Source organism: Synechococcus sp. R6-5 (genome assembly GCF_047461775.1).
GTDB lineage: Bacteria > Cyanobacteriota > Cyanobacteriia > Thermostichales > Thermostichaceae > Thermostichus.
This window is the reverse complement of record NZ_JANSHV010000045.1, coordinates 1-20,172: the sequence shown is the minus strand read 5'-3', so window position 1 is coordinate 20,172 and position 20,172 is coordinate 1. Positions and strand designations below refer to the sequence as shown.

Below are 20,172 nucleotides of genomic sequence, written 5' to 3'. Positions count from 1 at the left end.
GCGCTCGTCCTACGGACAGAGCGCGGGCTTCCCTTGGCGTCAGCGGGATGGAGTCTTTACCTCGCGGTTGGGTATTCCTACCCCACGCCACTTGTCTAGGTCTACGACCCCCGACAGAACAACTGGACAGGTGGTTTCCCTTCCCCAGCATTCCTGGGTACTAAAAAGATAATGGTATAGCATGCAGGGATCCATGTATCCCGACGCTGACCCTGCGGGTAGAGCGCGGGGCTTGTTGCCCCCGCACCCCCGTTGGTTAAACATTAGGTTGCCCAGGAAAGGGATCCCAGCGGCACTCACGTTGTATTATTGGCTACTTCAGCCGGCAGGTCGAGCCTCTTTTGGGGAATCGGGCTAGATTGGATCCCACTGTTGATTTCTGCTGTCCACTTCTAGGGTTCTGGCGGCATGAGTTCTCCGGCCATCCAGTGGTATCCCGGCCATATTGCCAAGGCAATTGGCCAGTTGCGGGAAGAGTTGCAGCGGGTGGATGCAGTCATCGAGGTGTTGGATGCGCGGATCCCGTTGGCCAGCCGTCATCCTGAGCTGGGCCGGTGGCTGGGGGAAAAACCTCGCCTCCTGGCTCTGAACAGGGCGGACTGCATTGAGGCTGGGGATCTGAAAGCTTGGCAGGAGTATTTTTTACGGCAAGGGATCCCTGTCTATCCCACCAATGGCCGCTCAGGAGAAGGGGTGAATCGCCTCAAGCAGGCGGTCTTGCAACTGGGGCAATCGGTCAATATGCGGCGTCAACAGCGGGGCATGCGACCGCGGGCCGTTCGGGCGGTGGTGGTGGGCTTTCCCAATGTGGGCAAATCTGCTTTGCTGAATCGACTGTTGGGGCGGCGGGCAGCTGAGAGCGCAGCACGTCCTGGGGTGACGCGGCAACTGCGGTGGGTGCGGCTGGGGGGAGAGTTGGATCTGTTGGACTCGCCGGGCATCCTACCGCCCTCTCTGCCGGATCAACAGGCGGCTTCTCTGTTGGCCATCTGCGATGACATCGGCGAAGCGGCCTACGATCCCGAACGGGTGGCGGCCCACTTTTTGGATCAAGTGCTGAGGGTGCAGCCCCAAGCCGGATCTCTCTTGCAAAAGCGCTACGGTTGGCCGGATCCGATCCCTCCCGGTGGTGCCGCAGTGCAGGAGTTGGCCGAGCGGCGGTATCAAGGGGATCCTCAACGGGCAGCACGGCAAGTTCTCAACGACTACCGCAAGGGCTTGCTGGGGCCGCTGGCCTTGGAACTCCCTCCCAAGGCTTGAGCCCCTTAGAAGAAATCACGAAAGAAAGTCACGTTGTTGCTATGCCCACGGCAGGGAAACCGCTGCTGTGGGGCGTTGACTTTTCCCGAAACTGTCTACACTTGTCCCCAACCGGGATCCAGCCTCTGTTTCCAAGGCCGATACACCTTGAAGTAGACAACGGAACCCACTTGTCTGGCCAAGGCTTTGATGCAAGTGTCTCCACCCATACAGCGCTGGCAAACGGGATGGTTCACCTGCAGACGATTGAACCCCCGCCGCAGCGCACAGGCCGGTTGGCCCCGCAAAATCTCGGCCAGGGATCCCCCCAGCGTCACTTGCCCCAGCGGGATTTGCCCTTCATAGTCCTTGCAACAGGGCACCACCGTGCCGTCGTAGAGGATCCCCGCCTGACCGGAAGCGCCATTGCAGTATCCCCAGCGAGCTGGGATTACCCGGTCTGTCTCCACGTTGCCCCAACTGTCCAAGGGAAACGTTTCCAAAACCAAGCGGGGATGGATGCGGATCTGCTGCCAGCGGCCCGGTCGGTAAGTAGCAATCTGGGCTTCTACCCAATCGAGAGCCGGTGCATCCGGGATCCCTTGCAAAGCTCGTCTGGCCCAAGCCGAGAGCTGAGCGCGCATCTGCTGTGCAGAATCGATCACCGAAAGAGCCTTATGCGGCACCAAAAACGGGTGGGGGCTAGTATCCAGGAATTTGAGATGCACCTGCGTAGGGCTGGAGGAGCGCAAGTGCACCTGCAGAAATTGGGTAATCCCAGCAAAGTAGCGCTCCGGCGTGAGGCGGGGAGGTGCTCCGCGAATGCTGAAGGTGACTGGATCGGGAGTTTGCAGGGAAATGGTTAGCTTAGCAAAGGGGCTGCGGTTCAGCTTTTCAATGTGCTCCGGCCAGAGGGCAAAGGTGCTGCCGTTGCTGGTCAGGTGCAGGCGAAGGCCAAGCTCAGCGGCCCTGCGAATACCCTCGAAAAGGTATGGGTAGAGCAGCGGCTCCCCCATCAGGTGAAAAGCCATCACGCGGGCCAGCCCTGTTGCCGCTACTTCCTCCAAAATCTGCTCCAGCAGAGCGGGCTCCATGTGCCCCCGCCGCCGTTGCATGATCCCATCTGGACAAAACTCGCACTTAAAGTTGCAAACGTTGGTCACCTCTATGTGCAGGCGTTCCAGTTGGGGAATAACAGCAGACATTAACAGCAGACATAGAGAGGGCCGGAACAAGTCGAGGGCAAATAGCGGATCCCCCACAAGCGCTAGGTAGTGATACGCTGTTTATCAGGTTAGATCCGGAGCGGAGCCATCGCAATGCTGAAATGCACCACTCGCCACGTCCACATTTTTGCCGGTGAAGTTACTGCAGACAACAACTTCGTGCCCCGCGACGACCTGTTTACCCTCGATGTGGATCCGGACAACGAGCTGGTCTGGACTGATGCTGCCCTGCAAAAGGTCTATGCCCGTTTCGAAGAGTTGGTGGAAGAATACCGGGGGCGAGACTTGACCGAGTACAATATCCGCCGCATTGGGTCTGACCTGGAACATTTCATCCGCTCCCTGCTCAAGCAAGGGGAGATCGCCTATAACCTGCAGGGGCGTGCCCCCAACTTCAGCATGGGCTTTCCCCAGATCCCTGCTGAAGAAATTGTCGGCCAATACATCCCCAAGGGCTAGCTCTTTGCCGGTTCTGGACAGAGTTTTTGATTGTTCTGCATCTAAGGCTTTTACCCATCTGATTGTCGGAGCGTTTCCCCATGTCTGGAGAACCCACCCCCGAGGCCGCTGCTGCCGAGAAACCCGCTGAAGCTGCCAAGCCTGCTGCTGAGGATTCCCCCAAAGCCGCTGCGAAAAAAGTTGCTAAGGAAGAAAAGCCCTTCGAGCAACAGATCACGGAAGAGGTGATCCCGGCAGCCATTGCGGCTTTTCAAAAGCGCGGAGTCAGCGATCTGGAGCTGCGCCTGGAAGGCAAGACGCTGGTCGGCGCGTTTGCAGGAGGCAAGAAGCAATTTAGCGTGCTGTTTGCTGAGGGATCCTTGAATGGCCGCAAGTTCTTCCGCTGTACCACCGAAGGATCCCCGGCCAGCACCATCGAGTCTTTTATGATCGACGAGCGGCGCGTGGATGTCAACCTATTCGTGTTTTATTTGGTGCAGCGCCTTTACGCTCAGCAGTGGTATTGAGTTCGCGTGACCTTGAAGGATCCCTGCCTGAGGAACGGTGCTCATGGATCCCATGTGAAAAACGTTCTGGTTTGGCAAAGCCGGGATCCATCCGGCCCCGTTCTCTGGCATGCCTAGATCCTAAACAGGGTACTTCGGTTGCTGCTTTCTCGGAAGATGAGCTGCACACTCGGATCGAAGAACGGTGCCCATATGCCGGGGTCAACCGTTCATAGCCGTTTCAGGTTAGGGTAAGACGCCTGGGCTATTGAGAAAAGGCTTCTGGCCTTGTGCATTATCGCTCCGCAACGCTGACGCGACCAACGTTTTGAGTGGGGGTGCAGGGCCCTAGTTTGAATCAAATGACCCTAATTCCGTAGAGAGCTGCTCCCGTAGATCAGGTTCCTGAGCAAATGGCGCCGCTTGAGCCTGAACCCAGTCTGCCTAGAGGTTATCTAAAGTGAGGATCCCTAATTGTGGGGATCCCTTGCCATTGGGAGGGATGTTCTGTCGAGGCCAAAAAGATTATCGTTTGTAAAGAAAGCTAAGGCGGTGCTACGGGAGGTCTCGAAATGTACATCGTGCAGATTGCGTCTGAATGCGCCCCGGTTATCAAGGCGGGGGGACTGGGGGATGTGGTGTACGGCCTCAGCCGCGAGCTGGAGGTGCGGGGCCACTGTGTCGAGCTGGTTTTGCCCAAGTACGACACGATGCGCTACGACCAGATCTGGGGTTTGCACGACGCCTATCGCGATCTCTGGGTGCCCTGGTACGGGGGAGCCATTCACTGCTCGGTGTACTGCGGCTGGGTGCATGGCCGCCTTTGCTTTTTTATTGAGCCCCACTCGGGCGATAACTTCTTCAATCGCGGGTGTTATTACGGCTGCCCGGATGACAACATGCGTTTTGCTTTTTTCAGCAAGGCGGCTCTAGAGTTTCTCCTACAAAGCAACAAGCGCCCCGACATCATCCATTGCCACGACTGGCAGACAGGGTTGGTACCGGTGCTGCTGTTTGAGATCTACAAGTACCACGGCATGGGAAACCAGCGGGTGTGCTACACCATTCACAACTTCAAACACCAAGGCTTTGGCGGCCCAGAGATTCTTTGGGCTACCGGCCTCAACCGCGAACCCTACTACTTCCACTACGACCGTTTGCGCGATAACTTCAACCCCTTTTCTCTCAACTTTATGAAGGGGGGAATTGTTTTTTCCAACTTTGTCACTACGGTCTCTCCCAATCACGCGCTGGAGGTGCAATTTGGCGACTACGGCTATGGACTTGGCCATACCCTCTACTTGCACCGGCACAAGTTTCGCGGCGTTTTGAATGGCATCGATTACGACATTTGGAACCCGGAGATCGACCGCTTTATCCCCGTGCGCTACACTGCTCAAACGCTGGAAAATAAAGCTAAAAACAAAAAAGCTCTGCGGGATCGGCTGCTACTGCAGGATGTTGACAAGCCTATCGTGGCCTATATCGGGCGATTGGACGAGCAAAAGGGCGTGCATTTGGTGCATCATGCCATCTACCGCTCCCTGTTCAAAAATGCCCAATTTGTTCTGCTGGGATCCGCTACGGAGCGAGGGATCGGCGCTTGGTTTGCCCACGAGAAAAGCTACCTCAACAACAACCCCGATGTTCACATTGAGTTGGGCTTTAACGAAGAACTTTCCCACCTTATCTATGCGGGGGCAGACATCATCGTAGTGCCCAGCCACTACGAACCCTGTGGACTCACCCAGATGATTGGCTTGAAGTATGGCACAGTTCCGGTGGTGAGAGGAGTGGGTGGCCTGGTGGATACCGTCTTCGACCGCGACTACGATCCCCACAAATTGCCCGAGCAACGCAACGGCTACGTCTTTTATCACACAGATCCAGCTGCTTTGGAGTCGGCTCTGGATCGGGCCATCGACCTTTGGTACACCGCTCCTGACCAGTTCCGTCAACTGCAGATTCAAGGCATGAGCTACGACTACTCCTGGAACTATCCCGGCAAGGAGTATCTGGAGATCTACGACTTCATTCGTCACCGCTGAGCCCAACAGCGATCCCCAGCGATCCCAGCTCTTGACCCCGCGGATGAAATGCTGGACGATAGGTAGCAATTGGGGGCTTAACCTTCTCTACAGATTTGCTGCTGAAGAAGGTGGGCTCGCCCCGTTATTTTTTCCCACCTAAGGATCCCTGGCCGCTATGGGTTATCTCGCTTTGGTACTCCACGCGCACCTGCCGTTTGTGCGCCACCCTGAGCAAGACTTTGTGCTGGAGGAAGAATGGCTCTACGAAGCCATCACGGAGACCTATGTGCCGCTGCTGCACATGTTCGAGGGGCTACAGCGAGATGGCATCGACTTTCGCTTCACCATGTCCCTGACGCCGCCCTTGGTGTCGATGCTGCGGGATCCCTTGCTGCAGGAGCGCTACGACCACTACCTAACCAAATTGGAAGAGCTGGCCCAGCTGGAGTACGACAAAAACGCCACCAACGGCCACATTCGCTACCTGGCGGAGCACTACATCAAGCAGTTTGCCATGGTGCGGGATCTCTGGGAGCGCTACGACCGGGATCTGGTGCGAGCTTTTAAGCAGTTTCAAGACAGCGGCAACCTGGAGATCATCACCTGTGGGGCTACCCACGGCTACCTGCCCTTGATGCAGATGTACCCGCAGGCAGTCTGGGCGCAGTTGATTGTAGCTTGTGAGCACTACAACGAGCACTTTGGCCAATGGCCGCGGGGGATCTGGCTGCCGGAATGCGCCTACTACCAAGGGCTGGAGCGGATGATTGCCGATGCCGGCCTGCGCTACATGATCACCGACGCCCATGGTCTTCTCTACGCCAAGCCCCGGCCTCGTTACGGCATGTACGCCCCTATTTTTACCGAGACCGGCGTCGCCGTTTTCGGGCGGGATCACGAGTCTTCGCAGCAGGTGTGGTCGGCAGAGGTGGGCTATCCAGGGGATCCGGTTTACCGCGAGTTCTACAAAGACCTAGGGTATGAGGCCGACTACGAGTACATCAAGCCTTACATCATGCCCAACGGCCAGCGGAAAAACACCGGCATCAAGTACCACCGCATCACCGGGCGCAACCTGGACCTGGGGCAAAAGCAGCTTTACGACCCCTATTGGGCGCGGGAGAAAGCGGCAGAGCATGCGGGCAACTTTATGTTCAACCGCCAGCGGCAAATCGAATATTTGTACAGCGTCATGGGCCGCCCGCCGCTGGTGGTGGCCCCCTACGATGCGGAGTTGTTCGGCCACTGGTGGTACGAGGGCCCTTGGTTTTTGGATTTTCTCATCCGCAAGAGCTACTTCGACCAAAACACCTACCGCATGACTCACCTGGCGGAGTACCTGCGGGAGAACCCCACCCAGCAGGTGTGCAAACCTGCCCAGTCCAGTTGGGGGGCGCGCGGCTTCCACGAGTACTGGCTCAACCCCACCAACGCCTGGATCTACCCCCACCTGCACAAGGCCACCGAGCGGATGATCGAGCTGAGCCGTCGCGAGCCTGCCGATGACCTAGAATGGCGGGCCTTGAACCAGGCGGCGCGAGAATTGCTACTGGCTCAATCGTCTGACTGGGCTTTTATCATGCGCACAGGGACGATGGTTCCCTATGCAGTGCGCCGCACCAAGTCCCATCTGCTGCGCTTCAACCACCTCTACGAGAAGATCAAAGAGGGTCAGTTTCGGCGAGAAAAAGCCACCCCTGAAGAGGAGCAGTGGCTGGCCAAGGTGGAATACATGGACAACATCTTCCCCAATATCAACTACCGGGTTTACCGACCCCTCTAAGCCGGTTGGGCAGGTCTGGAGGGTGCCTGCTTCCGACCGCCAGAGACACCAGAGGCAGAAGTTTCCGGCTACCCTCCTTGAGGGGATCGAACTACCCCAGGGCAGGAGGGATCCTCCGTTCGTTGCGCTGATCCCAACCTTCCTCTCCTTTTGGGAAAGGGGCAGGAGTCGCTCGTGTTGGCCTCGCAGAGCGCTCAGGGAGCGTTTTAATCTGGCTTGTTCAGTAGCCCCGATATCCCCGAAGACTCCCTGCTGCTGGGGCCCGCCTTCCCCAGCCGGATGGCCAGGCCACCGATTCTAGAGCTTGGTGCCGCACTCGGCGCAAAACTTGTGCAGGGTGGGGTTTTTGGTGCCGCAATTGGGGCAGTAGATCAGCTCGGCGGCTTGTTCCAGTTGCCGCTTCTCCGGCAGCCCGATCATCTGATAGTTAGCTTTGCCGGCAGGCACCATCGGGTAGCAGTTTTCGTCCCGCTTGACCACAAAGTCGGCCACTACCGGCCCCTCGTGCTTGAGGATCTCCTGGATGGCATCTTCCAGTTGATCGGGGTGATCGACGCGGATCCCTTTTACCCCAAAAGCCTCGGCCAGCTTAACAAAATCCGGCATTCCGGGAGACATATCCGAGTGGGAGTAGCGCTCGCCGTGGAAGGCCTGCTGCCACTGCCGCACCATGCCCTGCCAGCCGTTGTTGATGATGGCCACTTTGGTGGCAATGCCGTACTGAGCCACTGTGCCCAGCTCTTGCATGTTCATCTGGAAGCTGGCATCGCCACTGATGCAGATGACTTCTTCGTGAGGCAGGGCTACCTTGACTCCCATCGCCGCGGGGAACCCGTAGCCCATGGTGCCCAGCCCAGAACTGGAGATCCATTGGCGCGGCCCGTTGCGCAGAAACTGCGCCGCCCACATCTGATGCTGGCCAACATCGGTGGTGTAGTAGGCGTGGGGAGCATGACGACGAAAGGCATCGATCACCTGTTGGGGGGCAATCACGCCTTCGTAGCTGGGCACCTGCAGGGGATAGTCCCGCTTCCAGCGCTCGATCCGATCCAGCCAGGCCTGAGTTAGGCCTGGAGTAGAAGGCATTTTGCTCAGTTGAGCCAGCATCTCCACCAGAACAGTGCGCACATCCCCTACAATCGGCACATCGGGCGCACGGTTTTTGCCCACCTCGGCTGGGTCGATGTCGATGTGAATGACTTTGGCGTGCTTGGCAAATTCATCTAGCTTGCCGGTCACGCGATCGTCGAAGCGGGCCCCCACCGCAATGAGCAGGTCGCACTCGGTGACGGCGAAGTTGGCATAGGCCGTGCCGTGCATGCCCAGCATCCCCACCGACAGGGGATCGTTCTCATCGAAAGCCCCTTTGCCCATGAGGGTGGTGGTCACCGGGATCCGATAGGTGTGGGCCAGCTCGGCAATTTCGGCGTGGGCACCGGAGATGATCGCCCCACCTCCCACATACAGCAAGGGCCGCTTGGCCTGCAGGATCAGCTTGGCCGCCGCATGGATTTGCCGTGGGTTGCCACGCACGGTGGGCTTGTAGCCGGGGATGTTGATCTCGCTGACGGGTTGATAGTCAAACTCTTCCAGGCCCACATCTTTGGGGATGTCGATCAGCACCGGCCCGGGCCGCCCTGTCCCGGCAATGTGAAAAGCCTCTGCCACGATCCGAGACATTTGGCGCGGATCCCGTACCACGTAGGAGTGCTTCACAATGGGCAGGGTGATGCCAAAGATGTCCGTCTCCTGGAAGCCGTCGGTGCCAATCAGATGGCGGGGCACCTGCCCGGTGATGACCACCATCGGTACAGAGTCCATCATGGCGTTGGCAATGCCCGTCACCAGGTTGGTCGCCCCTGGGCCAGAGGTAGCAAAACACACCCCCACCTTGCCGGTGGCGCGAGCATATCCGTCGGCGGCGTGGGCAGCCGCTTGTTCGTGGCGTACCAGGTAATGTTTGAGCAGCCCCTGAGACTCGGCTTTGTACAGCTCGTCGTAGATGGGGAGGATGGCTCCCCCCGGATAGCCAAAGATGTGTTGCACCCCATGCCGGTGCAGGCTGTCCACCAACGCATATCCACCAGTCGCCACGGTGTCTCCTCCCCACTGAGATGACCGAACGTCAAACGCCCGCTCTCAGGAGCGCCAGCGCAGACAGGGTACTGGCCAGAAGTTGGCCAACTTTGTATTCAATTCTACAGTCTAGCAGTGGTTTGCTTTGGAATCGCTTAGGCTTTCACGGTCGGCTAAAGTAACACTGGGGATCCCTGGGGATCCTCGCCGGAGTGTTGAGAGTGCCCTATCCATGACTGGAGAGCCAACCCCCATTGACCCCGGGCCGGAGCGGTCTCAGGGCAGCTTGCTGCTAGCTGTGCCCATCCTCGGATCCCCGCACAGTGCTGTGGGATCCCGACAGTGGCTGGTATGGGGAGCGCTGGGGATCTTTCTGGTGGGTCTGGGGTTGCGCCTGTGGCGGCTGGACGAGTTCCCGGCACCTGTGTTCGATGAGGTGTACTTCCCGGAGTTTGCCCAGAACTACCTGGATGGCAAGCCTTTTTACGATGTGCATCCCCCCTTGGGCAAGTACTTCATTGCCCTTAGCATTCAGGTGTTTGGCCGCAACGAGTGGGGATTCCGCTTCGCCACTGCTTTTTGCGGATCCCTGATCCCTCTGTTGCTGACCGGTTTAGCCTACCGCCTCACCTACCACGTGGGCTTTGCTCTGTTGAGCGGGGTTTTGCTGCTGACCGATGGGGTGTTTCTGGTGGAATCCCGCTTTGGCCTGATCAACGTGTATCTGGTAGCCTTTGGGCTGGCAGCGACCATTCTGTTGCTCAGAGGTCTAGAAGACCAAGGTTGGCGACGGGCTGCTCACTTTGCTTGCTCCGGGATCCTGTTGGGGGCGGCAGCCGCGGTGAAGTGGAATGGCCTCTGGTTTGCCTTCATGTTTGCTCTGTTGGGGATCCTCGTCTGGGGGGTAGTCTGGCTGCGCCCGCAGTGGATCCCACGGTTGGGCATTTTGATCCAGATTCGTCATCTGCGCTGGTGGCACTATGTGTTTTGCTTCATCCTCGCTCCGCTGGCCTTTTACGCCATTCAGTGGATCCCGCACCTGCAACTGAATCCCCAACAGGGGCTAACCCTAGATTGGAGCTGGACGGGCATCCAGAATTATTTCCGATCCCTGGTGCTCATCAACCAATCCATCTACGGCGGCCACATGGCGGCCCACCTGGTGGTGAACGAAGAGACCCCTGTTCACCCCTACTGCTCCACCAGCTTGCGATCCCTGGTGGCTTGGTTCCCGGCTTTGCGTCCTTGGCTGACTACGCCCTTGGCCTCGGCAGGAGCTTGGTCCTGGCCAATTCTGGGCCGCCCCGTGGCCTACTACTTCGGCAGTCAGGGCAACCTCTGGCAAGCTGTTCATGGCGTGGGCAATCCTTGGCTGTGGTGGCTGGGGACGGGATCCATCTTGGTGCTCGTCTGGCGGGGGATCCGCCGCTTTCACGGTCTCGAAGCCTTCATTTTGATTGGCTATGCGGCCAATTACCTGCCTTGGTTTAGGGTCAGCCGCTGCGTTTTTATCTACCACTACATGAGCGCTCTGGCGTTTAGCACCCTAGCCCTGGCTTGGTTGGTGCTGCTGGGCTGGCAGAGCTATCGCCGCTTTTGGCGCGGGGCGAGCATCACGGCGGTGGCCTTGGTTTTGGCGTCCTTTGTCTTCTTTTTCCCCGTTTGGCTTGGCCTGCCCCTCAGTCCAAGCGGATTCTACGCCCGCATGTGGTTTCGCTCTAGCCCGGTGCCGCTGTTCTGTTTCAGCCCCCAATCCTGCCAACAGCCCCCGCTGCACCTGCCGCCCATCCCCGGCTTGAACTGGATCTAAGGGAGGCATGGTAAGCTTTGTGAAGTTTGTTTCGTGAAATGCGGCGCTCCGTTACCGAAAGATGGAGCGAGGTTCGCGAAACCCTTGTGGTGGAGGTAGTGGAAACGTCATGGCCCGATCTTGCCCGAGTTCTGCCAACTCTCCCCGCCGTCCACTGGCTTATTCAGAGCAAGCTGTCCCGGTTGGGGTGATCGGGGTAGGCAACATGGGCCAGCACCACACCCGCGTTTTCAGCCTGATGAAGGATGTGCGGGTCGTGGGGGTAGCGGATATCAACGTGGAACGGGGATTGGATGTGGCCAGCCGCCACCGCGTTCATTTTTATGAGGACTACCGCGATCTGCTGCCCCATGTAGCTGCCGTGGCCATTGCCGTGCCGACGGTTCTGCACCACGAGGTGGGTATGGCCTGCCTGGAGGCCGGGGTACATGTGCTGATCGAAAAGCCCATCGCTGCCAGCATCAGCGAAGCAGAATCGCTGGTGAACCGAGCTGCCGATTGCAATTGTATTTTGCAGGTGGGGCACATCGAGCGCTTCAGCCCTGTTTTCCAAAAGCTGGGCCAAGTCTTGCAAAGTGAAGAACCTCTGGCTTTCGAGGCTCACCGTCTCAGCCCCTATTCCGACCGCGCCAGCGATGTGTCGGTGGTATTCGACTTGATGATCCACGACATCGATCTGTTGCTGGAGCTGATCCCATCTCCCGTGACCCAGATTACCGCCAGCGGCAACCGCATCTCCAAGCTGGGCTACCTGGACTACGTCACGGCTACTCTCACTTTTGCCAACGGTGCCATCGCCACCCTCACCGCCAGCAAGGTCACCCACCGCAAGGTGCGCAAAATTGCCGTCCACTGCAAGAATGCCTTGGTAGAAGCAGATTTTCTCCACAATGAGATCTCGGTGTACCGCCAGGGATCCGTCGGCAGCACCAGCGACTACGGCCAAATGCCCTACCAGCGGGATTGTTTGATTGAGAAAGTCCACACCGACAATATCGACAAGCTGCATGCCGAACTGGAGCACTTCATCAATTGCGTGCGGGGGGGCAACCAACCTTCTGTGGGTGGGGAACAGGCCCTGAAAGCATTGAGGCTGGCCTCGGAGGTAGAGCGGATTGCTTTGGATGGATGTGCCTGGAGCGAAGCCAAGCCCCGCCGTAGTCTCCTATCCTAGTCTTTAACGCAAGCCCCAGATGGGGGCAGAGCCCTGTTGTTGGCCCATAGCCATTCCAGCATCAGGCTGGGGAGGAAAAAGCGACATTCGCGCCCGCGGAGTGCAGCTCTATTGACAGCTCCCCATTCGGGTGGCAGCTTTTCGAGCGAGCAATGGGGCTCCCACCAGACTCAGGCAAGAGGTGGCATCCACAGCTGTGAAATCGGGCACGCAAGCCCCGGCAGCAACGGCGAGTCCAATTCGAGTCCAATTCATCTTTCCCAAGCAAGTTTTGATCAACACCAACTGCCTTTGCTGACGCCGGTAGACTTCCACTTGTTGCTGTTGCCAGTCCACCACTCAATACTCCTGTAGCCCAAGCCGACTGTAAAGCTTGAGCTTAGTTTGCTTATCTTGGCCAATATTGCGAGCTCCAGGGCTCAGCACTCCTACCGCCGATTCTGGGGCACTGTGGAGTTTGCCATCCGCCCCTAACGCTGTTCTCAGTCGAGAGCGGCTCACCCACACCACATCAGGAGCCACATCGTCATCTTCGGCAAAAATCACTCCCGGAGCAATGTTGGCCAATCTCAGGCCCGTTTTCTCACTCTATTCGCCTTTCAAATTTCTTCTAAGATGCGAAACTGCACATGGTTAATGGCCAGCTCCCCAATTGAGGCTTGGTCGGTGTTGATCGTCTCGAAAGGGATCCCTTTGGCGATCTCGGCATGGGTCCAGGGCAAGCCCATGAAGTAGCGCTGCGAATAGGGGCGCTCCCCCCGATCGTCGGGGTTCGACTCCATCGGCACCCAACCCCAGCCGGGCAGATAAAACTCAATCCACACGTGGTTGTACTGGGGAAACAGCGGGATCCCTTTCAGTTCTGGATGGGGAGGACATTTGTAGCGCCCCACCGTGCGGCAAGGGATTCCATTGAGGCGGGCCAAAGCCAACAGCACCCCCACATATTCGCCACAAGAACCGGAGCCACGCCGCAAAACCTCATCCGGCGGATCAATGCGAGAGGTGACCCGGTAGGAGAGCTTGTCGTAAACATAGGCCCGGATATTGAGCATTTTGCGCAGCAAGTTGGTCTCGCTGCCAACGGCCAGCCGCGCTGCCTCTCGGACAATCGAGGTGTCCATGGCCAGGTAGTCATCGTCCACCAAGTAGCGATCCCGTAGGTCTGGGGGCACGACGGCATCTTCTACATCCAGCGGATCGATGCAGTACTTGATACTGTAGAGATCCAGCACCGCCCGCCAGCCAAACAAGCGCACCTCATGGGCCCCCAGGGATCCCAGCGAAAACACCGCCACCTGTTGGCCAGATTGCTCTTCCACTTCAAACGGCAGACCTACCCAGTGCAGGCTGCGCACCCGTTGGCGAAGGCTGTTGCAGGGCAAGGCAATTCGCCAGACCAAATCGGGCAGGAAGCGCGGCTCTTCTTGGGCAATTTCTTCCACATAGGTCAGCTCCACCCGATAGCCGTGGGAGAGGGTGTAGGTGGCGCGTTCCCCCAGACACTGGGGCTGAAAAACTACCGGACAGGCAATGGGGGAATCCTCGGCCTCGGTTCCACTGCCGCCAGAGGGGTCGGGGGAGCTAGGGGGATCCAAAGGCCGCAGGCGTAGGGGGGCCACCCAGGTTTTATCGCGCAGGGCCACCGACAAGGGATCTGGGGCGTTGGGGTTGTCGTGGATGTAGGCTTCTTCGTGGGCATAGGCCACCCAGAGTTGCCCCCGCCAATGGGCCAAGCCTGTTGGCCCAGGAGAAGGGGTGAGGATACGGGCCAGTTCTCGCCCGGTCTGGCGCTCCAGCACGTAGATCGTCTCTTCCACCCGATCGCTCACCCAGAGGTAGTCTCCCTGCACCGCAATCTGTTCTCGGCCAACCCCAGGGGCAGGCATCTCCTGCACGATGAGACCACGGCTGGGATCCAGTTGCAGGATTTTTCCCCGTCGGTAGCAGGTGGCATAGAGGTAGCGGTTTCCCGTGTGGGGATCGCTCCAGAGGGCGATCCCTTCGATAGGGTAGGGGCACCTACACACTGGAAAGGCTTCCAGGGATCCCGGTTGCTGCAGAGCGGACATGGGAATGCGCAAGATTTGCCCCTCTTGCTCCCGACTGAGCCAAATCCACGCTTGATCCCCTTCTGACTCTACCCACAAACCGTAAGCGCCTTGGAAAGAATGGACATGATGGGGATTGAGCAGCAGGGTGTTGTGCTCTTGAATTTCCACCAAATAGCCCCTCACCCGATCCAAGCCCAACAGGCGATCTCCCCAGGTGGCCAAACCTTCCAAAGCAACCAGCCCCAGAGGTTGCAGAGGGGCCACAGTTCCCTGTTGCCGCCCAGATGGAGGCCACCAAGCAGGCTGGGATCCTCTTGCCGTGGAACCCGGATTTTTCAGAGCACCCAGATCATTTGCCGGATGGATGGCAACCATGAAGGCTTCCTTGCCTATGGATGAAGTTGACATGCTGGCGCGATCTGCACCAAGGCGGTACGACTGTCCAATATTTACTGTCCAACATTATTATGATGCGCCTCTTTTCAACCCCACACCCAAGGCTTCTCGACCGATGTATCCCTGCTAGTCTTGCCAGGACTGGAGAATGTTACGATGATGGCGGCTTTTTGGCCAGCAAGATAGAGCAGCGGTGGGGAGTGGTAGGGGATGGAGTTGGCCTTGGCAATTGGCGGCCTGGTGGCAGGGATCCTGGCCGGGGTGCTGGGCATTGGCGGTGGAACGATCCTGGTGCCCTTACAGGTCAGCTTGGGGATCCCACCGGTTCAAGCTGCAGCCACCAGCAACCTTTCCATCGTTATGACCTCGATTGCAGGCAGCATCCAAAACTGGCGGATGGGCATGCTGGATCTGAAACGGGTGATCCTGCTGGGGATCCCAGCGTTGCTTACGGCTCAAGTAGGAGCAATTATCGCCAGTCGCCTTCCCAGCTATCTGCTGTTGGCAGCGTTTGGAGTGTTGCTGCTGGCCAACACTTACCTGGTGCAACTCAACAAAAAGGTGGTTATCCAGGCCCAAGAACTGGGGGCTGACGTCAGCAGTGCCGAGCACCTCAGCGGGACGGAGTCCTCAGGACAGATGTCTCCCTGGTTAGCCCGCGCCCTGACCGGTGGCGCTGCCGGTTTGTTGGCCGGGCTGTTTGGCATCGGCGGTGGGGTGATCCTGGTGCCAATGCAGATCCTGCTGCTGAAAGAGACGATCAAAGTGGCGATTCAGACCAGTCTGGGGGCCATTGTAATCACAGCAGTTGCTGCCACCGCCAGCCATGCGGGCCTCAGCGATTGGATCTGGAATGGCCTGGGGTTGGGGGACGGCACTATCCACCAAAATGTGCTCTGGATCCCTGGTTTGATCTTGGGGACAGGGGGGTTAATCGGTGTACAGATTAGCACACGCACCCTGCCCAAATTGCCCGATGAAACCGTCAGTCTGTTGTTTCGGGGCTTCCTGGCCATTCTTTCTCTTTACATTTTTTGGCAAGCCTGGCAAGGTTATCGAGCTCTGTGAAGTGATCCTGGTCTGCCTGAGCGCTCAAGACAGCAGTCCTTGGTCATTTCGATTCTACGTTGGACGTGCTTTCCCCTCAGAGGGCAGGGCTTTTGCTACTTGGGATAGATCCCCTTGTTTGCAGAGGTCATGCACAGGGTAGCTGCCGAAGAGCTTCAAGGTTTCAGCAATTGATTCCAGCGCCGCAACCACCTCGGCATCCAAATAGGGTTGGCCGATAGGGTTCTCCAAATCGACAAAAAAGACATACGTCCCTGCCGATTTTTTGGTGGGGCGCGACTCAATGCGAGACATATTCAGGCCTCGCTCCGCAAACACTTGCAGAGGTTTCAGCAGCGCTCCCGGCACGTTGTGGGGGAGGCTGAAGGCTAAGGAAGTATGGGATCCCCCCGGAGAAGCAGGATCGGCAGAGGTTTCACCCTGTTGACCGGAACGCGAGAGCGGCGCACGGCCAATAACCCAAAAGCGAGTGCAATTGTCGGGGTGATCGTTGATCGGGCAGGCCAAGACCGGCAGTTGGTAGAGGGTGGCAGCTCGTTCTGAGGCGATGACGGCGGCGCTGGGCTGCTCCTGCAGGCGATCCAATTCTTCGGTGGTCGAGCGGGTTGGGATCAAAGTGGCCTGGGGCAGATGGGATCTCAGCCAAGCCTGACATTGGGCCAAAGCTTGCGGGTGGGAGTAGACCTGCTCAATTTGCTCCAACCGCGAGGCACGTCCGATGAGGGCATGGCGAATGGGCAGGATCAGCGCCTGCCGGATCCCTAGCCCCTCCAGTTGCCAGAGGGCGTCTAAGGTCATCGAGACCCCCCCCTCCACCGAGTTTTCCACCGGCACCACCGCCCATTGTTGCTGGCCGGCAGCTACCGCCTCTAGACAGGCGCTGATCGTTGGATAAGGCACTAAGGGGTGGGATCCCTGGCTGTGCAGGTGAGGCTGCTCAGGGCAGGCCAGCAAAGCTGCTAACTCTGTGTAGGTTCCAGCAGGGCCAAGAAAGGCCACCGGCGAAGGGGAAACGTTCGCGCCAGCGGAGCGCAGCTCCATCAGAGCCATTCCTTCAATTGTCGCTAGGGGCCAGTTCTAACTCTATCGTCTCGGCGTCGCGCAGCAGCAAAGGACATTCAGGCTCCGGGCAACGGGGATTGGCCGCCACCTTGTCCATGGCCTTCACCACCTCCAACCGGATCAGCCTCTGCAACTCCTGATCCGCTTGAATGGCTTCTAAAGTTCGGAGAGAGCCGTGAAAACTGGTGGCGTATCGAGGCTGGAGGTTGTTCAAAGCCAGGGCGGCAGCATCGTTACAGAATTTCTCGCAGAAGCAGTAGCGCTGTTGACTCTCCATCAGCAGGATTTCATTGACCATCTCCAGAACAGCCCGTTCCATTTGATTTTCCAGGCTCTTCAGAGGCTTATGTTGCTCCGCCATCGCTACCTCCCAATGGGAACCGAATCCGCCGCCAAGTCACTGTTTTCAGTGATCAGGAGTGCCCTCGATTACCTTCGATGCTGCTCTACTCTCTGTTGACACGTCAAGTCAAGCCCTCTGCTGCCGACGCGAACAGCCTCTGGCCCGCTCCTATCCGTGCTTGAGGCAATCCAATCTGTCGTGTCAGGCATCATCAAAACCCAGAGAATTAACCAACACTCTTGGCAGACGGGCAGAAAGTCCACAGAGCAACTCATAGGAAATAGTACCCAACTGATCGGCCCAATCCTGCACAGATAAACCCGCATTTGCCAGATTGGGGCCCAGCAGCTCCACCACATCCCCCACCTGGATATCCGGCCTCTCGGTTACATCCCACATACATTGATCCATCGTGATTGTGCCCACCTGTTGGATCAAGCCGCCGCGCACCCATCCTCGCAGCCAGCCGGAAAGCCGCCGTGGGATCCCATCCGCATAGCCGATGGCCAGAGTGGCAATGCGACTGGGGCGAGAGGTGATGTAGCGATGTCCATAGCTCACTCCGGTCTGGGCAGGCACAGTTTGGATGTGGGTCAGCCGCGCCTTGAGCCGTAGAATTGGCTGCAGACCTGGCACCGGCAAGTGAGGGGCAGGGGACAGGCCATAGAGGACCAACCCCAAACGCACACGGGAGTAGTGGAGATGGGTTAAAGCACCGGCTGAGTTATCCAGATGCAGCGCCGGTAAGGGATCCCCGGCTTGGCGGATCTGTTCCACCACCTGGGCAAAGCGGGCGTGCTGCTGTTCCATGACTGGAGAATGGAGCTCGTCCGCCGTCGCCAGATGGGAAAACAAGCTACAGCCCTCCAGCTCCGGGATCCGACAAATCTGCCCCCACACGGCTGCAGCTTCCTTCCAGGGGATCCCCAAACGGGTCATACCCGTATCCACATTGACATGCACCGGGACGGGGCGCCCGGCCCAACGGGCTACCTGGCGCATCAGCGGGATTTGGTCTGTGCAGGTGAGGCTGACCTCCAGCCGGGCTGCCATGGCCTGCTGTAGCTCCGCCCAAGTATTCAAAGCTCCCAACACCAGAATCGGAGCCTGCAGCCCCGTTTGCCGCAACTCGATCCCTTCGGCCAGGGTGGCCACACATAGCCCCTTGGCCCCAGCCGCAATAGCCACGGGAGCCACCAACTGCGCCCCATGCCCGTAGGCATTGGCCTTCACCACCGCCCAGATCTCGACGTTTGAGCCTAGGCGCCTCTGCAACAGCCGCAGGTTTTCTCGCAACTGGGCTGCGTCAATTTCCACCCAAGCCCGACTGGTCAACAGCTCCAGGTCGATGGCCCAATCCAGCTCCGCCAAGGAATTGGCCTTCTGGGATCCCTCTCTCCAAGTATTGCCCTGCACTCCCAGAGCAGCTGCTCTCAAAGTGCCCTGCGCCGCCGGCGCGACCGGTTCTCGATTCACCGTTCACCCCCCACACCCAAAACCCGTCCTGATTAGATTTAGGTTTAGCGCAAAGTCCACTCCGGCGCCATCCACAGCAACGGCACGTCTGGGATCCCAACAGCCTCGTTGCTCTCCAACAGCCGGCCCAGCCAAGCGGCTTGCCTTTGCGAGGACAGTCCTTGGCTTAACAGGCGTCGCAGGACTCGTTGGAAGCCCTCTCCCTCACCCGCCGGCGACAAAGAGGGATCCCCGGTCATGCGCCGCAGATCCTCCACCGCCTCCGTGTACCCCCCCAAAGCATCCACCAAGCCCACCTCCACAGCTTGCGCCCCGGTGAAGATGCGTCCATCGGCCAATTGTCGCACCCGGTCTTCATCCAAGCTCTGCCGTCGCGCGATCATCTCTGCTTCCAGCACCTCATCTGCCTTTTCTGGCAAGTGCTGGCGTCCTTGGGCCACATCGCGAATGAACTGCTCGAGGGTATCCTCCACCAAGTTTTGCAGAAGGCGCTGCTCTTGAGGAGTGGCACTGCGGAAAGGAGAGAGAAGGTCTTTGTACTCGCCGGTTTTGAAGGTCTGCGGCTCTATGCCGTAGTTCTCCAGCAACTTACCAAAGCTGAGGCCGCTGATGATAACCCCTATGCTGCCGGTCAGGGTGCCAGGGTTGGCATAGATTTTGTCGGCAGCGCTGGCCACGTAGTACCCCCCACTGGCAGCAATGTTTTCTAGGGTAGCGATCACCGGCTTGTCCGCCTCGTGCAGAGCAGTTACGGCACGGTAGAGTTCCTGGCTGGATCCCACAGCTCCGCCGGGACTGTTGATGCGCAGCAATACAGCCTTGACAGAGGGATCCCGTGCTGCCTCCCGCAACTGTTCCACAGGAGAAGTGGGCAGGCCTACCAAAGTCGAACCCCCTGGGCCGCCTATCGTTCCTTCCAGGGTGACCACCTCGATGCGCTCCGCCCCCCGTGCAGCCTCTAGGCCAACCCCGCCTCGGGTAGGCTCTGGGGCAGGGCGCGTGCCCCCGACAATGGCCGCAATAAGGCAGACGACCAGCAAAGAAGCCGCCAAAATGCGGTTAAGCTGAGTTTCTTGTGTCACAGGCCCCTCAATTGCCACTGACTCCGTTCTACCACCCCGCGGGCTTCTCGCAACGTCTGACACCAAAAGGCTGAGAACCAAGCAAACTCCTCATCTCGGTTGAGCCATCCAAGCTATTGACAAGGATCCTCCACTTATTTACGATCAGGTTCCAGCGTTTTTTACCGCTGAGGCATCTTCTGCAGGTTGCCAGTGTAAGCTGGAGTAGAGGGTAGGATCCTTGAGCGGGATTCTGGCTCGAAGCCAAGTGATTGGGGCTTTAGCTCAGTTGGTAGAGCACTTCAATGGCATTGAAGGGGTCAGCGGTTCAAGTCCGCTAAGCTCCATCCCCAGAGGGACGATAGCAGTCGTGGCTTCTATTACCATCTATTTCTACTGCTTGCGCTAGCGGGCCGGAGGCCTTAGCAGG

Annotated in this window: 15 protein-coding genes, 1 tRNA gene and 1 pseudogene; 9 read left to right on the top strand and 8 right to left on the bottom strand. The window is 58.4% G+C overall.

Features of this window, described 5'->3' with window-relative positions; all coding sequences use genetic code 11:
- The first annotated feature begins 408 nt into the window (after nucleotides 1-408).
- On the top strand, nucleotides 409-1,260 hold the full coding sequence (gene ylqF / locus NW818_RS02465; RefSeq protein ID WP_414343260.1) for a ribosome biogenesis GTPase YlqF: 852 nt from the start codon (nucleotides 409-411) through the stop codon (nucleotides 1,258-1,260).
- Between the two features lie 95 nt (nucleotides 1,261-1,355).
- Here the strand turns inward: ylqF and NW818_RS02460 are convergent, their stop codons facing one another.
- Entirely contained in the window at nucleotides 1,356-2,444 is a 1,089-nt protein-coding gene (locus NW818_RS02460) for a radical SAM/SPASM domain-containing protein (RefSeq protein WP_414330230.1), read from the bottom strand.
- A gap of 114 nt (nucleotides 2,445-2,558) precedes the next feature.
- Here NW818_RS02460 and NW818_RS02455 point away from each other — a divergent pair, with 114 nt between their 5' ends.
- From NW818_RS02455 to NW818_RS02440, 4 genes are all read left to right on the top strand, one after another.
- Nucleotides 2,559-2,924, top strand: coding sequence for an NAD(P)H-quinone oxidoreductase subunit M (locus tag NW818_RS02455; RefSeq protein ID WP_011432289.1), 366 nt, complete (start codon nucleotides 2,559-2,561; stop codon nucleotides 2,922-2,924).
- A gap of 80 nt (nucleotides 2,925-3,004) precedes the next feature.
- A complete protein-coding gene (locus NW818_RS02450) occupies nucleotides 3,005-3,430 on the top strand; it encodes a DUF2996 domain-containing protein (RefSeq protein WP_011432290.1) in 426 nt (141 codons plus the stop codon).
- Between the two features lie 551 nt (nucleotides 3,431-3,981).
- Entirely contained in the window at nucleotides 3,982-5,457 is a 1,476-nt protein-coding gene (gene glgA, locus NW818_RS02445; protein ID WP_011432291.1) for a glycogen synthase GlgA, read from the top strand.
- Nucleotides 5,458-5,614: 157 nt separating this feature from the next.
- A complete protein-coding gene (locus NW818_RS02440; protein ID WP_414330234.1) occupies nucleotides 5,615-7,222 on the top strand; it encodes a glycoside hydrolase family 57 protein in 1,608 nt (535 codons plus the stop codon).
- 297 nt (nucleotides 7,223-7,519) lie between these two features.
- On the opposite strand, the pseudogene ilvB reads toward NW818_RS02440, so the two are convergent.
- A pseudogene (gene ilvB, locus NW818_RS02435) lies at nucleotides 7,520-9,319 on the bottom strand (biosynthetic-type acetolactate synthase large subunit); the annotation flags it as partial.
- 211 nt (nucleotides 9,320-9,530) lie between these two features.
- On the opposite strand from ilvB, the gene NW818_RS02430 reads away from it, so the two are divergent.
- On the top strand, nucleotides 9,531-11,108 hold the full coding sequence (locus tag NW818_RS02430; protein ID WP_414423745.1) for a phospholipid carrier-dependent glycosyltransferase: 1,578 nt from the start codon (nucleotides 9,531-9,533) through the stop codon (nucleotides 11,106-11,108).
- A gap of 109 nt (nucleotides 11,109-11,217) precedes the next feature.
- Complete coding sequence (locus NW818_RS02425) at nucleotides 11,218-12,282, top strand: Gfo/Idh/MocA family protein (protein WP_011432295.1); 1,065 nt, start codon at nucleotides 11,218-11,220, stop codon at nucleotides 12,280-12,282.
- A gap of 339 nt (nucleotides 12,283-12,621) precedes the next feature.
- Here the strand turns inward: NW818_RS02425 and NW818_RS02420 are convergent, their stop codons facing one another.
- Nucleotides 12,622-12,849, bottom strand: a complete 228-nt coding sequence (locus tag NW818_RS02420) for a Uma2 family endonuclease (RefSeq protein ID WP_414423744.1) — start codon at nucleotides 12,847-12,849, stop codon at nucleotides 12,622-12,624.
- A 32-nt stretch (nucleotides 12,850-12,881) separates the two neighbouring features.
- Nucleotides 12,882-14,600: a transglutaminase domain-containing protein gene (locus NW818_RS02415; RefSeq protein WP_414423743.1), complete on the bottom strand. Its 1,719-nt coding sequence runs from the start codon at nucleotides 14,598-14,600 to the stop codon at nucleotides 12,882-12,884.
- Nucleotides 14,601-14,942: 342 nt separating this feature from the next.
- On the opposite strand from NW818_RS02415, the gene NW818_RS02410 reads away from it, so the two are divergent.
- Entirely contained in the window at nucleotides 14,943-15,800 is an 858-nt protein-coding gene (locus NW818_RS02410; protein ID WP_414423742.1) for a sulfite exporter TauE/SafE family protein, read from the top strand.
- A 54-nt stretch (nucleotides 15,801-15,854) separates the two neighbouring features.
- Here NW818_RS02410 and pheA read toward each other — a convergent pair whose 3' ends face one another.
- The 4 genes from pheA to sppA all read right to left on the bottom strand — a co-directional run bounded on the left by pheA (nucleotide 15,855) and on the right by sppA (nucleotide 19,763).
- Entirely contained in the window at nucleotides 15,855-16,841 is a 987-nt protein-coding gene (pheA, locus tag NW818_RS02405; RefSeq protein WP_414423741.1) for a prephenate dehydratase, read from the bottom strand.
- Between the two features lie 13 nt (nucleotides 16,842-16,854).
- Nucleotides 16,855-17,223 (bottom strand): late competence development ComFB family protein, encoded by a 369-nt coding sequence (locus NW818_RS02400; protein WP_414330167.1) that lies wholly within the window; start codon nucleotides 17,221-17,223, stop codon nucleotides 16,855-16,857.
- A 183-nt stretch (nucleotides 17,224-17,406) separates the two neighbouring features.
- Nucleotides 17,407-18,681, bottom strand: a complete 1,275-nt coding sequence (alr, locus tag NW818_RS02395) for an alanine racemase (RefSeq protein WP_414423740.1) — start codon at nucleotides 18,679-18,681, stop codon at nucleotides 17,407-17,409.
- A 44-nt stretch (nucleotides 18,682-18,725) separates the two neighbouring features.
- Nucleotides 18,726-19,763, bottom strand: a complete 1,038-nt coding sequence (sppA, locus tag NW818_RS02390) for a signal peptide peptidase SppA (RefSeq protein ID WP_414423739.1) — start codon at nucleotides 19,761-19,763, stop codon at nucleotides 18,726-18,728.
- 253 nt (nucleotides 19,764-20,016) lie between these two features.
- Between sppA and NW818_RS02385 the strand changes: the two genes are divergently transcribed.
- A tRNA-Ala gene (locus tag NW818_RS02385) sits at nucleotides 20,017-20,089 on the top strand.
- Nucleotides 20,090-20,172 lie beyond the last annotated feature (83 nt).

Excerpts from the sequence above, each read along its gene's own strand:
- ylqF (WP_414343260.1), top strand. The coding sequence starts at position 409 with ATGAGTTCTCCGGCCATCCAGTGGTATCCCGGCCATATTGCCAAGGCA.
- NW818_RS02460 (WP_414330230.1), bottom strand. The coding sequence starts at position 2,444 with ATGTCTGCTGTTATTCCCCAACTGGAACGCCTGCACATAGAGGTGACC.
- NW818_RS02455 (WP_011432289.1), top strand. The coding sequence starts at position 2,559 with ATGCTGAAATGCACCACTCGCCACGTCCACATTTTTGCCGGTGAAGTT.
- NW818_RS02450 (WP_011432290.1), top strand. The coding sequence starts at position 3,005 with ATGTCTGGAGAACCCACCCCCGAGGCCGCTGCTGCCGAGAAACCCGCT.
- glgA (WP_011432291.1), top strand. The coding sequence starts at position 3,982 with ATGTACATCGTGCAGATTGCGTCTGAATGCGCCCCGGTTATCAAGGCG.
- NW818_RS02440 (WP_414330234.1), top strand. The coding sequence starts at position 5,615 with ATGGGTTATCTCGCTTTGGTACTCCACGCGCACCTGCCGTTTGTGCGC.
- NW818_RS02430 (WP_414423745.1), top strand. The coding sequence starts at position 9,531 with ATGACTGGAGAGCCAACCCCCATTGACCCCGGGCCGGAGCGGTCTCAG.
- NW818_RS02425 (WP_011432295.1), top strand. The coding sequence starts at position 11,218 with ATGGCCCGATCTTGCCCGAGTTCTGCCAACTCTCCCCGCCGTCCACTG.
- NW818_RS02410 (WP_414423742.1), top strand. The coding sequence starts at position 14,943 with ATGGAGTTGGCCTTGGCAATTGGCGGCCTGGTGGCAGGGATCCTGGCC.
- pheA (WP_414423741.1), bottom strand. The coding sequence starts at position 16,841 with ATGGAGCTGCGCTCCGCTGGCGCGAACGTTTCCCCTTCGCCGGTGGCC.
- NW818_RS02400 (WP_414330167.1), bottom strand. The coding sequence starts at position 17,223 with ATGGCGGAGCAACATAAGCCTCTGAAGAGCCTGGAAAATCAAATGGAA.